Below are 16,786 nucleotides of genomic sequence, written 5' to 3'. Positions count from 1 at the left end.
AAGCTTACGCGCTTGTTGGCGGTCTATTATTTAGACTGTTTCTAAATTGAACCATTTTAACAAAATTTCATACCACCAATTGATTGAGTACTATTTTTGCGTCAGCCAAAAAACAGCTCTTTTAGGCTGAAAAAGTCAACAAAATCAAGGCGTTGGTACACGAAAAGATAATTAATAGAAGTAGCTCAATGAGACTCGCTTCATTCCTATTTTCTTCGCTCATTCTTCTGTCCTCATTGGGTGTCTTTGCCCAGGATGGAGAAAAGCTTTTCAAACAGAATTGTGCTACGTGCCACCTTCCAACGGATAAGCCCGTTGTTGGTCCTGGACTGAAGGGCATTACAGATAGAGCACCGTCTGAAGATTGGATCGTTAAGTGGGTGAAGAGTCCAGCAGCGATGATCGCCAGTGGCGATGCGTATGCTAATTCTGTAAAGGATTTCTCTCCGACCATGATGACCGATTTCGGTTATCTGAGTGATGACGAGATCAAAGCCATTATCGGTTATGTGGTTGATTATAAAGAGCCTGTTGTTGAAGGTCCAACTGGATCTACGGGCCCAGAAACTGGTGGCGGTGGTGGTAGTGGTACATTGGATGAAGGCATGCTTCGCAATGTGCTTATCGGTGTTGCCGGTCTGTTGTTGGTGTTGATCATGATCTTGAGCAGCGTTCGCAAATCACTGACACTACTTGTAAGTAATAAAGAAGGTGTTGAGGCACCGATTGAGCGTGGCACTTGGGGCAGCATCACACATTGGTTGAACACTCACCGTGGTTGGACAGGTGTATTCTTCTTGGTATTGACCTTGGCATTCCTTCGCTGGGGAACTATTTATCTGATGGATAACGTAGGTATCTACCAAGGATACAAACCAGAGCAGCCGATCGCTTTCTCACATAAGATCCATGCTGGACAGAACGGTATCAATTGCGTTTACTGCCACACCAGTGCAGAGAAAGGAAAGACTGCTGGTATTCCATCATTGAACGTGTGTATGAATTGCCATACATATGTTGATAAAGGACCAACTGGAACTACTGAGATCGCGAAGATCTATGCTGCCTTGGATTTCGACCCAGTAACCAAGACCTACGGAGATAACCCTACTCCAGTAAAATGGGTACGTGTACACAACCTACCTGATCTGGCTTACTTCAATCACTCACAACACGTGGTGGTAGGTAAGATCGAGTGTCAGCAATGTCATGGTGAAGTTCAAGAGATGGGCGTTGCAGAGCAATTCTCTCCATTGACCATGGGATGGTGTGTCAACTGTCACCGCGAAACGCAGGTGCAAGTTGCCGACAACGGATATTACGAAGACATGCACGAAAGAATGCCCGGATGGCACGATGGTAACCCGGTTACTGTTGAGAAGATCGGTGGTCTGGAGTGTGCGAAGTGTCATTATTAAGAATTAACGATCACAAAGATTTTTGGAAAAGCCTCTAACATGAGCAAAACCAAAATATACTGGAAAGGGCTGGACGAGCTTCACAACACACCTGAGTTTCAGGAGCGTGCTGCGAATGAATTTGCGCCCGAAACAACCGCTGAACATCTATTGGAAAGCGAGGATTTGGATGAAGGAAAGACCAAGCGTAGAGACTTCTTGAAGTTTCTAGGTTTCAGTGTTGGCGCTGCCACACTGGCTGCTTGCGAAACTCCGGTAACCAAGTCTATTCCTTATTTGAACAAACCTGAGGAGATCACTCCTGGAGTTCCGAACTACTATGCGTCTACGTTCTATGATGGAACAGATTACGCTAGTATTCTTGTGAAGACCAGAGAAGGTCGTCCGATCAAGGTTGTGGGAAACAAGCAATCGACCCTAACGGGAGGAGCCTTGAATTCTCGCGTGAACTCTTCGGTGCTTTCATTGTATGATTCGGCCCGCGTTGGTGGACCGTTGAAGGGTGGAGAAGCATCTGATTGGGCAACTGTGGATGCTGAGATAGGCGCTGCATTGGCTAAATTGGGCGAGGCCGGAGGTTCTATTGTCATTCTTACAGAGACCATCATCAGCCCATCGACCAAAAAGGCGGTGGCTGCATTTGCTGCTAAGTACGGAGCAGGCGTTAAGCATGTAACCTACGATGCCATTTCTGCATCGGGTGCGTTGGAGGCTAACCTTGCCTGTTTTGGTGTAAAAGCATTGCCTGCTTACGACTTTGCGAAAGCTGAAGTTGTGGTAAGCTTCGGTGCCGATTTCTTGGCCGGATTCCCTAACGGACCTGCCAATGCAGTTGGATACGGTAAGATGCGCGATCCGAAAGGCGGAAAGATGTCGCGTCATTACCAGTTCGAGACAAACATGTCTTTGACAGGTAGTAATGCAGACGTACGTGTGGCGTTGAAGCCATCTGAAAGTGCAACTGCTGTTATCAGTCTTTATAATAAGGTTGCCTCTGCAATGGATGGAAACATCGTAAGCGGAGGAACATCTGAATATGATGCTACGATTGCTAAAGCAGCCAAGGAATTGGTTGATGCAAAAGGAAAAGGCATCGTGGTTTCGAATTCGAACGATGCAGGTGTTCAAACCCTTGTAAATGCCATCAATAACCTGTTGGGCAACTACGGCTCTACATTGGATATTGCCAACCCACTTTATTTGAAAGGTGGTGTTGATTCAGAAATGGATCAATTGGTTGCTGATATGAATGCCGGTAAGGTAGGCGCATTGCTTATCCACGGTGTGAATCCAAGCTACTCTTACAAGAAGGCTGATGCTTTCAATGCAGGATTGGCCAAGGTTGGTTTGACCGTATCATTTGCTGATAGAGTGGACGAAACTGCTGCTGGTGTTACTTACCTGACCCCAGACAACCATTACTTGGAAAGCTGGAACGATTCTGAGCCAAAGGCAGGAAGCTACAGCTTGACGCAACCTACTATTCAGCCGTTGTTCAAAACACGACAATTCCAAGAGTCGTTGTTGAAATGGGCAGGAAACGATGCTGATTATTACTCATTCATCAAATCAAATTGGTCTGGTATTCATACTGCCAGTTCGAATGCAAGTCTTCTATTCAGCGACTTCTTCAATACAGCCCTTTTCAATGGTGTATTTGAATCTGGCGTAAAAGGAGAAACTCCTGCATTTGCTGGAGACGTTTCTGCGGCTGCTGCTTCTATTAAGAAAGTACCAGCAGGAGCATTTGAGTTGGAACTGTATGTGAAAGCAGGTCTGGGAGATGGTTCGCAAGCGAACAACCCATGGTTGCAAGAGCTTCCAGATCCAATTTCTCGTGTTTGTTGGGATAACTACATTACCATGTCTCCAGCTCAAATGAGCGAAATGGGACTAAGCCGTTTGGAGCGTGGTGATTTCATGGCCAATGTGGCTGAGGTAACTGCGAATGGCGTTACGGTTAAACTTCCTGTTTATCCAGCACCTGGACAGAAACACGGAACAATCGGTATTGCTGTTGGATACGGAAGAACTGCTGCTGGAAAATGCGGTGATGGTGTTGGTGCCAATGCATTCCCACTGTCTGCTGGTTCATTCAGCGTAGGTGACGTAACTGTTACTGCCACAGGCGAAACATACGAGATTGCTCAACTTCAATCTCAGAACACCTTGATGGGTCGGTCTGCTATTGTTAAGGAGACCACGTTAGAAGAATACAAACACGATCCTAAGTCAGGAAACCCAGATGCTAAGCTTTTTGTAGCCAGTGCTGGAAGTGCTGCTCATGGAGGCGATGCACATGGCGATGCTCATGGTGCTGAAGGACACGGACATGAAGAAGCTGCTCACGCAGAAGAATCGCATGCAAATCCGTTCTTGCCACCAAGTCAAGTGAATCTTTGGAACGATCAGCCAATTGCTAACGGACACCGTTGGGGTATGACGATCGATCTTAACAAGTGTATCGGTTGCGGTGCATGCGTTACCGCTTGCGGATCGGAGAATAACGTTCCTGTAGTAGGAAAAACAGAAGTAAGAAGAGGACGCGATATGCACTGGTTGCGTATTGACCGTTACTATTCTTCTGATATGACGGAAGAAGTAGCTGAGGAAGAAGGTGTAAGCCCTATTGACAAGTTCCGTCAAATGGAAGCTGCTGCCGATCAACCAACGGTTGCTTACCAACCTATCATGTGTCAGCATTGTAATCATGCTCCATGCGAAACAGTTTGCCCAGTGGCAGCTACCACGCATAGCAACGAAGGTCTGAACATGATGACCTACAACCGTTGCATCGGAACACGTTACTGCGCTAACAACTGCCCTTACAAGGTCAGAAGATTCAATTGGTTCCAATATCACAACGGAAGCCAGGATTTCAGTACGAACCCTGCAAACGATGATCTAGGACGAATGGTCTTGAACCCAGATGTTGTGGTTAGAGATCGAGGAGTTATGGAGAAATGTAGCTTCTGTGTTCAAGGAATTCAAGCAGCGAAACTGAAGGCTAAGAAAGCTGGAAGAAAAATAGCTGACGAAGAAGTACAAAGTGCCTGTGCTGAAGCTTGTCCAACAAACGCCATTGTGTTCGGAGATTTGAACGACAAAGGAAGTTGGGTAGCAGGAATCTCTAAGGATGAAAGAAGTTATCACCTATTGGAAGAAGTTGGTGTTCAGCCAAACGTATTCTACATGACTAAGGTGAGAAACGTAGAAGTTAACGAAGCTTAATTAAGACTAAAGCAAGATAGATGTCGAGTCAAGAAGCTTGGATAAGGGAGCCACTCGTTTTAGGTGATAAAACCTATCACGACATTTCCAATGACATTGCCAGACCAATAGAAGGTAAGGCAAACAAGCAATGGTGGATCGTATTCACTATTTCATTAATAGCCATGCTTTGGGGCGTAGGCTGTATCCTGTACACCATTGGTGTAGGTATCGGAACATGGGGATTGAACAAGACCGTTGGTTGGGCTTGGGATATTACCAACTTCGTTTGGTGGGTCGGTATCGGTCACGCTGGAACGTTGATCTCTGCGGTACTTCTCCTTTTCCGTCAGAAATGGCGGATGGCGATCAACCGTTCTGCAGAGGCGATGACCATCTTCGCGGTTGTCTGTGCGGCCTTGTTCCCTGGTATTCACATGGGACGTATTTGGATGGCTTACTGGGTTCTTCCATTGCCAAACCAGTTCGGATCACTTTGGGTAAACTTCAACTCACCGCTGCTTTGGGACGTTTTCGCGATCTCTACTTACTTCAGCGTATCGTTGGTGTTCTGGTACATCGGACTTATTCCTGATTTCGCAACCATTAGAGATAGAATGGCTCGTGCTGCACGACCGATTTCTCACACGGTTTATTCGATCATGTCATTCGGATGGAGCGGTAACGCACGTGCTTGGCACCGATTTGAAGAGATCTCTTTGGTTTTGGCCGGATTGGCTACACCACTTGTACTTTCTGTACACACCATCGTATCTATGGACTTCGCCACATCGGTGATCCCTGGATGGCACACGACCATCTTCCCTCCATACTTCGTTGCTGGAGCGATCTTCTCTGGATTTGCGATGGTATTGACCTTGATGTTGGTGATGCGAAAAGTGGTGAACTTGGAAGAGTATATCACCATCAATCACATCGAGTTGATGAATAAGATCATCATGCTTACGGGTTCTATTGTAGGTGTGGCTTACATCACTGAGCTTTTCATGTCGTGGTACTCAGGTGTTGAATATGAGCAATACGCATTCTTGAACAGAGCTTCTGGACCATACTGGTGGGCTTACTGGGCAATGATGAGCTGCAACGTGATCAGCCCACAGTTGTTCTGGTCTAAGAAATTGAGAAGAAACATCACCTTCACATTCATTCTTTCCATCATCGTGAACATCGGTATGTGGTTTGAGCGATTTGTGATCATTGTAACCTCATTGCACCGAGATTACCTTCCATCTAGCTGGAGCATGTTCTACCCAAGCTGGGTTGATATAGGCATCTTCGTTGGAACGCTTGGAATCTTCTTCACCTTCTTCCTATTGTATGCCAGAACATTCCCTGTGCTACCGATTGCGGAAGTGAAGTCTATTTTGAAATCAACTGGATCTCAGTACAAGAAATAATTCAGACTGATAATGAGCGCTAAAGAAATACACGGTCTGTTTGGAGATGAGGAGGTGTTGAAAGCATCTGCCAAGGCACTTGTTGCCAAAGGCGTGCATGTGAAAGACGTATTCTCTCCATTCCCGATACACGGCATCGATCCAATTATCGGTGTGCCACCAACACGATTGCATATTGCAGGTTTCATTTATGGTCTATGCGGATTGTCGCTGGCCTTGTTCATGTTCTGGTTTACCTTGATCATGGATTGGCCGATGAACATCGGAGGTAAGCCTAACTTCTCGCTTTTGGAGAATTTACCAGCTTTTATTCCAGTAACGTTTGAGATGACCGTTTTCTGTGCAGCGCATGGAATGGCAGTAACTTACTTCCTAAGAAACACCATCTATCCTGGAAAGAAAAACTGGAATCCAGACCTTAGAACCACTGACGATAAATTCTTGATCCAGATCGATCTTGGAGAGAACAGCGTAAGTGCAGAAGTGATTGAAGGAATTTTGAAGGAAACCGGAGCAGAGGAAATAACTCAAAAATGAACAAGGCATTGAAATACAATATTTCGCTGGTAGCGAGTGCACTGGTCTGCATTGTAGTGCTAATGAGCTCTTGTACCACAGATCCGAATAGTCCGGGAGTTGAGTATATGCCAGACATGTACCGTTCTCCGTCTTACGAAACATACAGTGAAAATCCATTGCTTCCAGACAGCATGACTGCTCAGAAGCCAGTGGCCGGGACGATGTCTCGTGGCGAATGGCCCGCAAGTGGAAGCTTGATCAACGCACTTCCTTATGCTTACCCAAACACCTTGGAAGGATATGAAGCTGCTGGTGCTGAATTGAAAAGTCCGCTTCCTGCTTCTGCAGAAACTGCTGCTCAAGGAAAAGTCATCTTCGAGAAAATGTGCATGCATTGCCATGGTCCTAAAGGTGAAGGAGACGGTCAATTGATCGGAACCGGGAAATTCCCACCTCCACCAGCTTACAACGGTGGAGCGCTTAAGGATCTGCCAGAAGGAAAAATGTTCCATACCATTACGTACGGAAAAGGGTTGATGGGTTCGCATGCATCGCAGCTTACCAAAGAAGATCGTTGGAAGGTCATTCAGTACATCCAAGAGCTTCAAAAGCTTTAATTGAATTAGAGAAACAGTAGCCAGAAATGGATTATACATTCAAATCAAGCACTAAACGACTGACACTTGGCCTTGTAGGCTTAGGTGTGCTAGCAATAGTGTACGCGGTTCTTACGCACGTTCCAGGACAGCGTATTTGGGCCAATCTTTTGGTCAATTCCTACTTCTTTGTAGGTATCGGTCTTATGGGAACGCTGTGGATGGCCATCCAGTATGTGTCTGAAGCAGGATGGTCTTCAGGTTTCAAGCGTGTGCCAGAAGCGGTTTCGCAATTCCTCTTTGTAGGTGGACCGATTCTGTTGCTTGTATTGGTAGCAGGAAGCCACTCTTTAGGATTCCACCACATCTATCATTGGATGGATCCAGAGGTGATGAATCCAGAAAGCAGTCATTATGATTCTATCATTGCTGGAAAGTCAGCTTATTTGAACGAGCCGTTCTTCTTCCTTAGAGCTATCGCTTATTTGGGAATCTGGATCGCTTTCACATCTTATTTCCGTAAAGCCTCTTTGAAAGAGGATGCTGAAGGAGGCGTGGCTATCCACAAAAGAAATTACGGCTATGCTGCGGCATTCCTTGTGTTCTACGGAGTTACTTCATCTACTTCTTCTTGGGATTGGATGATGTCTATCGATACGCATTGGTTCAGCACACTTTTCGGTTGGTATAACTTCTCAACGATGTTTGTGAGCGGAATTACCATGTTCGCTTTGATCACCATTACCCTTAAGCGAAATGGTTATTTGGAGCACATCAATCAAGAACACATTCAGGATCTTGGTAAGTTCATGTTCGGAGCATCCGTATTCTGGGGTTACCTGTGGTTCTCACAATTCATGTTGATCTGGTATGCGAACATTCCAGAAGAGGTAACTTATTTCCAAGATAGATGGAACAACTATCCATTTGTGTGGGGAGCACTTCCTATCATGAACTTGGCACTTCCAATGTTGCTGTTGATGGATAAAGATGCTAAGCGTAGCTTCAACATTATGACCATTGCGGGTGTAATTATCATCTGTGGTCACTGGTTAGATGTGTTTCAGATGGTAATGCCTGGTGCTGTGGTAGCAGATTGGGGCATTGGAGTATTGGAAGTTGGTATGTTCCTCGGGTTCATAGGCTTGTTCCTGTTCGTGGTACACAGCGCATTGGCTAAAGCACCTTTGGTAGCTAAGAACCACCCATACTTGGACGAGGCAAACCACCACCACGTATAATCTGGCAATTACGATTCGGCAAAAGAGAACTGAGAAATGATTAATCTGCTTATTGCAATAGTTATTATCCTCGCCATCCTTGTGTTGGCGAAAGTGGTACGGGTTTTTGAGCTCAGTACTGATCTGAAAGGTGAGAACCCTGCTGAAGTAACGGCCAGCGACAATAAAACTCAGGCAACACTGTTCGTGGTATTCGGACTATTTTGGTTGGCCTTTGTTGTCTATGCCGCTGTAGTTTGGGGTAAATTAACTCTTCCTCCTTCTGCATCTGTTCATGGTGATGAAACGGATCAATTGATGTCCCTTACGTGGATGATCATTGGACCAATGTTTTTCATTACCCATTTGCTTCTACTGTTTTTCGGATACAAGTACTACCACCGAAAAGATAGAACAGCTACGTTCTTCGCCCATAGCACTAAACTGGAGATGATCTGGACAACGGTTCCTACAATCGTCCTTACATCGTTGATCGTTTATGGACTTAGTATTTGGAACGGCATGACCGGACCTGGTCCAGATGACGCTATTGAAATTGAACTTTATGCAAAGCAATTCGACTGGACTGCTCGCTATTCAGGAGCAGATAATCTTCTTGGTAAATCAGGTTACCGATTGATCACCAGCGATAATCCACTTGGGGTTAGCATGGCTGATGCCGCTTCTGCGGATGATAAGATCGTAAGAGGAGAACTTCATTTGCCAGTTGGTAAGCCTGTTATCTTCAAATTCCATTCTCGCGATGTGTTGCACAGTGCTTACATGCCTCACTTCCGATTACAGATGAACTGCGTACCGGGTATGACCACTCAGTTCCACATGGTACCGAAGACTACTACTGCAGAGATGCGGAAGGAAACAGGTAACGAAGCGTTCGATTACCTTCTACTATGCAACAAGATCTGCGGAGGAGCTCACTACAATATGCAAATGGCCATTATTGTCGAGTCTGAAGAAGATTACGCTGCTTGGTTGGCTGACAAGAAAACCATGGCAGAAAGCTTGGGAAGCGCAGCAACTCCTGTTGTTGAAGTAACAGAAGTGGTGGAAGAAGTAATTGATGGAGGCGTAGAAGGAACTCCTGAAGAGCAAACAGTAGAAGGAAACAACGCAGCGCATAGCTGATCAATTGTATTTATAAAGAATAGAGATGTCAGATCACGCAGCACACGCAGAGCACGCAGAGCACGCACATCACCATCATGGTAAGCCTGATTTTTGGACGCACTATGTGTTCAGTCAGGATCATAAGATGATTTCTAAGCAGTTCCTGATCACCGCCATCATCATGGGGTTTTTGGGAATGGGCATGTCCATGCTTTTCCGTTTACAACTAGGATGGCCAGGAGAGTCTTTCAAAGTATTTGAATTGCTTCTTGGCGATTGGGGTAAAGGTGGCGTATTGGACCCTAACATGTATTTGGCTCTTGTTACCATCCACGGAACCATCATTGTGTTCATGGTACTTACTGGTGGTTTGACCGGAACTTTCGCCAACCTACTTATTCCACTTCAAGTTGGAGCACGGGATATGGCTTCAGGATTCTTGAACATGTTGTCGTACTGGTTCTTCTTGGCCTCTTCTGTCGTGATGGTTGCGTCATTGTTCATTGAGACAGGACCAGCGTCTGCAGGATGGACCGTTTATCCTCCATTGAGTGCACTGCCTCAGGCTATTCCTGGATCAGGACTTGGTATGACCATGTGGTTGGTGAGTATTGCCTTGTTCGTTGTGTCTTCGTTGCTTGGTGGTATCAACTACATCGTTACGATTGTTAACTTGAGAACGAAAGGAATGTCAATGGGCCGTATGCCATTGACCATGTGGGCGATCTTGATCACCGCTATCCTTGGTCTTCTTTCTTTCCCTGTACTTCTTTCAGCTGCCTTGTTGTTGATCTTCGATAGAAGTTTCGGAACTAGCTTCTACCTATCAGACATTTTCATCGGAGGAGAAGCATTGGAGCACACAGGTGGTAGCCCAATTCTTTACGAGCATCTTTTCTGGTTCTTGGGTCACCCTGAGGTATACATCATCCTGTTGCCAGCGTTGGGTATCTCTTCAGAGATCATTTCAACCAACTCACGTAAACCGATCTTTGGTTACAAAGCGATGGTTGGGTCAATGCTTGCTATTGCATTCCTTTCGTTCATCGTATGGGGTCACCATATGTTCGTAACGGGTATGAATCCATTCTTGGGTTCCGTGTTTACGTTCACTACGCTTTTGGTTGCTATTCCATCTGCCGTTAAAGTGTTCAACTACCTCACTACACTTTGGAAAGGAAATATCGTTTACACACCGGCAATGATGTTTGCCATTGGTCTGGTATCAACGTTTGTAACGGGTGGTTTGACTGGAATTATCCTTGGAGACTCTGCCTTGGACATCAATGTTCATGATACTTACTTCGTAGTAGCTCACTTCCACATTGTAATGGGTGCTTCGGCCATCTTCGGGATGTTCGCGGGTGTTTATCACTGGTTCCCTAAAATGTATGGAAGACTTATGAACAAGAAATTGGGCTATGCTCACTTCTGGTTGACCATCATTTCTGTTTATGGTGTGTTCTTTCCAATGCACTTCATCGGCTTGGCCGGTGTTCCAAGAAGGTATTACTCTAACGAGGCATTCCCATTGTTCGACTCGCTACAAGACATCAATGTGAGCATCAGTATGTTCGCGTTCTTGGGTGGTTTGGCTCAGTGTATCTTCGCGTTCAACTTCTTCTACAGCATCTTTAGGGGAAGCAAGTCAAGCAAGAATCCTTGGAGATCAAACGCACTTGAGTGGACAACCGAGATCAATCCTGGACATGGAAACTGGGAAGGTCCAATTCCAACTGTTTATCGTTGGGCTTACGATTACAGCAAGCCAGGAGCTGATGATGACTTTATCCCACAGACCACTCCTCTTAAGGATGGTGAAGAGGATATTCATTGATCATACACTATTTAAACCTGAAATGTCCTTAAGCAATTAAGGACATTTTTTTTGCTTTGACGTTTCGTCTTAATATATCTAGCTCAATGAACCCCTCCGTCTCGTTCCTCGACACCTCCCCTTTTCAGGGGAGGAGTTGTGCTTCGAGCAAGTCTCGGATCAACGTGCCCACTCTCCCCCTGAAAAGAGCCTGTACTGAGCTTGTCGAAGTAGGGAGTACTCCGCCTCAGGCGGAGGGAGGGGGTCAGTCTCTGAAAAGTGGATATGTTCGCCTCAGGCAGACGCTGGGCTTTTTCTCTAATTTCTTAGCCCCCATTTTATTTTCCTTTGCGCCTTTGCGTCTTTGCGTGATACCAGCCTTTTTCCTTTTCTCCCTTCTCTTTTTTCCTTTTCTCTCTTCTGCGCAGGAGAAGCAGCAGCGTGAGAATGCGAAGGTGAAGTTCATGGCGAAGGTAGAGACGCGGAATTCGTTCGTTCAGACGCACTACGCCTCCTTTCTGGGCGTGAGAGCTGGCTTCGAGTTTAAATTCCCTGTACGCTGCGGAATAGGCTATTACTGGATGCTTACCAACCTCGAATCTAGGTTCTACAAGCCATCAGACTTCGGACAGACCGACCTCACCGCCTGCCCCAAGATGCGTTATGTGATCGGATATGTCGATTACAGTTTCTATGAAGAAGATGATTGGACCTTATCCGTTCCCGTGCAGATTGGAGTAGGCGAGACCTTTTACCGAAGTGAGAATTCGAATCGTTTCGGGAATGCGCTGGTCGTTCCGATGGAAGCAGGAATTGCTGTTGACTATCTATTCACCAAATGGATGGGCTTTGGAGTAGGGCTTGGTTACCGGGTAATGCTGAAGAACAATAAGAAGGTGAGGGAGAATTTCAATTCCCCTTACTATCAGTTCCGATTCAATATTGCTTTCTCGGAGATTTTCAGAGGCTTGAAGAAGAAAAAAAAGGCTAAGGCTAATCGTAGTTCAGATTAGGGCTTAACCATCTTTCAACCTCGCGAACTTCCATTCCTTTTCGCGCAGCGTAATCTTCCACCTGGTCTTTTTCAATTTTTCCTAAACCGAAGTACTTGCTTTGCGGATGGGCGAAATACCAGCCACTTACGGCAGCAGTGGGCATCATGGCCAAGCTTTCGGTCAAGGTGATTCCAGTGATGGAAGTGGCATTCAATAGCTTGAATAACTCAGGTTTTTCTGTGTGGTCTGGACAGGCAGGATAGCCAGGAGCTGGCCGGATGCCGCGGTACTTTTCGCGGATGAGGTCTTCATTCGAAAGCGTCTCATTCGGTTCGTATCCCCAAGTTTCTTTCCGGACAATGGAATGAAGTTTTTCGGCAAATGCTTCCGCCAAACGATCGGCCAAGGCTTTGAGCATAATGCTGCTGTAATCGTCATGGTCTTTAGCGAATTCCTCCAACTTGCTTTCAATGCCAAGACCAGAAGTAACAGCAAATCCACCCATAAAATCTTGCAGCCCTGTTTCCTTTGGTGCCACAAAATCGGCCAAGGCGAGGTTCGCTACGTTGGCCGCTTTCTTAGATTGCTGACGCAATGAATGAACCGTTGAAAGCACTTCCTTTCGGCTTTCGTCCGTGTAGAGTTCAACGTCATCGCCAACTGCATTTGCGGGCCAAATGCCGACCACTCCGCTTGCAGTGAGCCATTTCTCGGAGACGATCTTCTTCAGCATGGATTGGGCATCAGCAAACACTTTCGTGGCCGCTTCGCCCACCACTACATCTTCCAATATCTTGGGATAACGACCGGCCAATTCCCAAGTTTGGAAGAAAGGCGTCCAGTCGATGTAGTCGATCAATTCGCTCAGTGGGAAATCTTTGAATTCGGTGATGCCAAGCTTGTTCGGTTTCGCCAGATCTTCGGCTTTCCATTCAATTTTGAACTTATTCGCCTGTGCTTCCGCGAGTGTCACCACTTCCTTATCGGCACGTTTCCGTGCATGCATCTCACGCATGTTGGCGTACTCCTCTTTGATATTGGCTACGAAGGCTTCTTTTCGACTTCCTAAGAGACTCTCGACCACGGTCACAGCTCTTGATGCATCCAACACGTGAACGGCCTGTCCGCGCTTGTATTTCTCCTCAATCTTCACGGCTGTGTGTACGCGCGAAGTGGTTGCTCCACCGATCAACAGCGGAATATCAAAGCCATCATGTTCCATCTCTTTCGCGAGATGAACCATTTCGTCCAACGAAGGTGTGATCAATCCGCTGAGGCCGATAACATCCACGTTCTGAGCTTTTGCTTCGCGAAGAATCTTCTCCGCAGGAACCATCACGCCCAGATCGATCACTTCGTAATTGTTGCAAGCGAGAACAACGCCAACGATGTTCTTGCCGATGTCGTGCACATCGCCTTTCACAGTAGCCAACAAGACTTTTCCAGACTTAGATGCCGAACCGTCCGCATCCTGTTCCATATAGGGCAGGAGGTAAGCAACGGCTTTCTTCATCACCCTCGCACTTTTCACCACTTGCGGCAAGAACATCTTCCCAGCACCGAAAAGGTCGCCCACGATGTTCATTCCAGCCATAAGTGGGCCTTCAATCACGTGAAGCGGTTTTTCAGCTTTCAGGCGCGCCTCTTCCACATCCACTTCGATGTAATCCGTTAAACCTTTGACCAAGGCGTGAGACAAGCGTTCTTCGACAGGTGCTTCTCGCCAGGCAAGGTCTTCTATTCGTTCTTTGGTGGTTCCAACGAAGGTCTGTGCGAATTCGAGCAGTGCTTCCGTTGCATTCTCATTTCGATTGAGAAGCACATCTTCCACTTTCGTCAACAGCTCTTTGGGGATTTCATCATACACCTCCAACATGGTCGGGTTTACAATTCCCATGTCCATTCCATGCTGAATGGCATGATACAAGAAGGCCGAATGCATGGCTTCGCGCACAGGGTCATTACCACGGAATGAGAACGATACGTTGCTCACACCCCCAGAAACCTTTGCTCCTGGCAGGTTTTCCTTTATCCATTTGGTGGCATTGAAGAAATCGAGCGCATTATTGTTGTGCTCCTCCATCCCAGTTGCCACAGGAAAGATATTCGGGTCGAAAATGATGTCCTGTGTCGGGAAACCGACCTTGTTCACCAGCACATCATAGGAGCGTTTACAGATCTCAATCCTGCGCTCGTAGCTGTCCGCTTGTCCGTCCTCATCAAAGGCCATGACAACCGTTGCCGCACCATAGCGCTTAATCTTCTTAGCGTGGTCAATGAACTGCGCTTCGCCTTCTTTCAAGCTGATGGAATTGACCACCGATTTACCCTGAACGCATTGCAATCCCGCTTCGATTATCTCCCATTTCGAGCTATCGATCATGATCGGAATGCGCGAAATATCGGGTTCTGCGGCCAGCAGATTGAGGAACTTGACCATGGCCTCCTTGCCATCGATCATGCCTTCATCCATGTTCACATCAAGCACTTGCGCTCCACCTTCCACTTGGTCGCGGGCAACGGCCAAAGCCTCATCAAATTTGTTGTCTTTGATTAAGCGAAGGAACATCCGCGAACCCGTGACATTCGTCCTTTCTCCAACGTTGATGAAGTTGGAACCGGGAAATATGGTCAGCGGTTCGAGGCCGGAGAGTTGTAATGGGGGAATTTTAGTAGACATATTTAGTCGATGGTCCATGGTCGATAGTCCACGGATGGTTATTTCTTTGGTTTGATGGAATTACGTAACGCCTGAGTCATTCGAATAAGTTCTTCAGCCTCTTTGTAAAGTCGTTGAAAGTCTGCCTCAGCAATCAGTCCTCGCTTCCTTCCGAGATAAAGACACGAGACAACTTCAATTGCTGAACGAATGGCGTAACCAAGGAACTTGCTGAATTCGGCATCTGACTGTCCTGTGGAACCTTCGGCAATGTTCAAATTGATACTATCTGCCGCACGTTTTATTTGCGATGAAAGAATATACAATTCGTCCTTTGGAAAAGTCAAAGTGAGTTCATGTATGGCAGCAGAATAATCCAATGATTTCTGCCAAACATTCAGGGTTTCAAATTTGAAGGCCATGTATGCAGCTTTCAGTCCATAGTCGACAGACCATGAAGAAGTTAATGACTGGATTGTATTTGAGCTTATTAGCCATGTATCTATTGACTATCGACCATGGACTGTCGACTGTTGTCTATCGACCGTGGACTATATTTCGCTGCCACTTCAGCAATCGCCTTAATGTGCGGAGGAGTCGTGCCACAGCACCCGCCTATCACATTTACCAAGTTCTCTTTGAGGAACTCTTCAATCTGTGCTGCCATCATTTTTGGGGTTTCGTCATATTCTCCAAATTCGTTCGGCAAACCAGCATTAGGGTGTGCACTAACTGCGAAGCGTGAATTTTTTGCCAAAACTTGAAGGTGCGGTCTCAGTTGCGAAGCGCCCAATGCGCAGTTGAAGCCGATTGATAATAATGGAATGTGCGAAACAGAGATCAGAAACGCCTCGGCAGTCTGACCAGATAAGGTTCGGCCACTTGCATCGGTGATGGTTCCAGAAACCATGATCGGCAATCGATAGCCGAGTTCTTCGAACAGTTCATCAATGGCGAAAAGCGCAGCCTTGGCGTTAAGGGTATCGAAAACAGTTTCAACCAAAAGAATGTCCACACCACCATCGATCAACGCTTGTGCCTGCTCGCGATACGCAATGCGGAGTTGGTCGAAGGTTACTCCTCTGAAACCAGGGTCGTTGACATCTGGTGACAGTGATGCCGTTCTGTTTGTAGGTCCGATGGAACCGGCCACGAAACGCGGTTTGTTTGGTTCTTTGGCTGTGAATTCGTCTGCCACTTCGCGGGCAATCTTGGCCGATTGATAGTTGATGTCGTACACAGCTGCTTCCAATCCATAATCCGCTTGCGCGATGGTGGTTCCACTGAATGTGTTGGTTTCGGCAATGTCTGCACCTGCTTCGTAATACTGGCGATGGATGTCTTTGATGATTTCTGGACGTGTGATGGAAAGCAGGTCGTTGTTTCCTTTTAGTGGCTTCTTAGCATCCTTGAAATACTCGCCTCGGAAGTCTTCTTCCTCCAAGGTATGTCGCTGGATCATGGTGCCCATCGCGCCATCCAAAACCAGGATGCGTTCCTTGATGGCCTGTTCTAATAGTTGTGTTCGGTTCATTTCAAATAGTTAGTCCATGGTCGATGATCCATTGACCATGGACTGATTTAAATAAAAAAGCCTCCAACGATTGCTCGTTGAAGGCCCAGTGTGTTCAGTTTTAAAATGTTCTCACATTCTGCTTATCTCTTCCCGATACTTCGGGATAGGATTTGGCACCTTCCTTTTCAGGGGTTGCCAAGACTTCGTAGGGCCTTATCCCTCTGTCTTTCTTGATAAGAATAAATTAAAGAACGAGCTACAAATGTAAAGAGGAAAAGCCAAAGATCACCA

The 16,786-nt window shown here is 46.4% G+C and carries 12 protein-coding genes and 1 riboswitch; of the genes, 9 read left to right on the top strand and 3 right to left on the bottom strand.

Going from position 1 to position 16,786, the window contains the following annotated elements; genetic code table 11:
- Window positions 1-188 precede the first annotated feature (188 nt).
- The 9 genes from K9J17_14070 to K9J17_14030 all read left to right on the top strand — a co-directional run bounded on the left by K9J17_14070 (window position 189) and on the right by K9J17_14030 (window position 12,338).
- Entirely contained in the window at window positions 189-1,418 is a 1,230-nt protein-coding gene (locus K9J17_14070) for a c-type cytochrome (protein ID MCF8277856.1), read from the top strand.
- 39 nt (window positions 1,419-1,457) lie between these two features.
- Window positions 1,458-4,649, top strand: coding sequence for a TAT-variant-translocated molybdopterin oxidoreductase (locus K9J17_14065; GenBank protein MCF8277855.1), 3,192 nt, complete (start codon window positions 1,458-1,460; stop codon window positions 4,647-4,649).
- Between the two features lie 20 nt (window positions 4,650-4,669).
- Complete coding sequence (gene nrfD / locus K9J17_14060) at window positions 4,670-6,046, top strand: polysulfide reductase NrfD (protein ID MCF8277854.1); 1,377 nt, start codon at window positions 4,670-4,672, stop codon at window positions 6,044-6,046.
- Between the two features lie 12 nt (window positions 6,047-6,058).
- Window positions 6,059-6,583 (top strand): DUF3341 domain-containing protein, encoded by a 525-nt coding sequence (locus tag K9J17_14055; GenBank protein MCF8277853.1) that lies wholly within the window; start codon window positions 6,059-6,061, stop codon window positions 6,581-6,583.
- Window positions 6,580-7,182 (top strand): cytochrome c, encoded by a 603-nt coding sequence (locus tag K9J17_14050; GenBank protein MCF8277852.1) that lies wholly within the window; start codon window positions 6,580-6,582, stop codon window positions 7,180-7,182. The genes K9J17_14055 and K9J17_14050 overlap by 4 nt, the downstream gene beginning before the upstream one ends.
- A gap of 86 nt (window positions 7,183-7,268) precedes the next feature.
- Entirely contained in the window at window positions 7,269-8,402 is a 1,134-nt protein-coding gene (locus tag K9J17_14045; GenBank protein MCF8277851.1) for a quinol:cytochrome C oxidoreductase, read from the top strand.
- A 36-nt stretch (window positions 8,403-8,438) separates the two neighbouring features.
- Window positions 8,439-9,527, top strand: a complete 1,089-nt coding sequence (locus K9J17_14040; protein ID MCF8277850.1) for a cytochrome c oxidase subunit II — start codon at window positions 8,439-8,441, stop codon at window positions 9,525-9,527.
- A gap of 25 nt (window positions 9,528-9,552) precedes the next feature.
- Window positions 9,553-11,346, top strand: coding sequence for a cbb3-type cytochrome c oxidase subunit I (locus tag K9J17_14035; GenBank protein MCF8277849.1), 1,794 nt, complete (start codon window positions 9,553-9,555; stop codon window positions 11,344-11,346).
- 443 nt (window positions 11,347-11,789) lie between these two features.
- Window positions 11,790-12,338: a hypothetical protein gene (locus K9J17_14030; GenBank protein MCF8277848.1), complete on the top strand. Its 549-nt coding sequence runs from the start codon at window positions 11,790-11,792 to the stop codon at window positions 12,336-12,338.
- On the opposite strand, the gene metH is transcribed toward K9J17_14030, so the two are convergent.
- The 3 genes from metH to K9J17_14015 form a co-directional block, all read right to left on the bottom strand.
- Window positions 12,319-15,018 (bottom strand): methionine synthase, encoded by a 2,700-nt coding sequence (gene metH / locus K9J17_14025; GenBank protein ID MCF8277847.1) that lies wholly within the window; start codon window positions 15,016-15,018, stop codon window positions 12,319-12,321. The two genes, K9J17_14030 and metH, sit on opposite strands and share 20 nt — an antisense overlap.
- Window positions 15,019-15,038: 20 nt before the next feature.
- Window positions 15,039-15,401: a four helix bundle protein gene (locus tag K9J17_14020; GenBank protein MCF8277846.1), complete on the bottom strand. Its 363-nt coding sequence runs from the start codon at window positions 15,399-15,401 to the stop codon at window positions 15,039-15,041.
- A gap of 80 nt (window positions 15,402-15,481) precedes the next feature.
- Window positions 15,482-16,513: a homocysteine S-methyltransferase family protein gene (locus K9J17_14015; GenBank protein ID MCF8277845.1), complete on the bottom strand. Its 1,032-nt coding sequence runs from the start codon at window positions 16,511-16,513 to the stop codon at window positions 15,482-15,484.
- 119 nt (window positions 16,514-16,632) lie between these two features.
- Window positions 16,633-16,735: riboswitch (SAM riboswitch) on the bottom strand.
- Window positions 16,736-16,786 lie beyond the last annotated feature (51 nt).

The sequence above is a fragment of the Flavobacteriales bacterium genome, assembly GCA_021739695.1.
In the GTDB taxonomy this organism is placed as follows: domain Bacteria; phylum Bacteroidota; class Bacteroidia; order UBA10329; family UBA10329; genus UBA10329.
The sequence above is the reverse complement of the archived record's forward strand: the minus strand, read 5'-3'. Positions and strand labels throughout refer to the sequence as shown.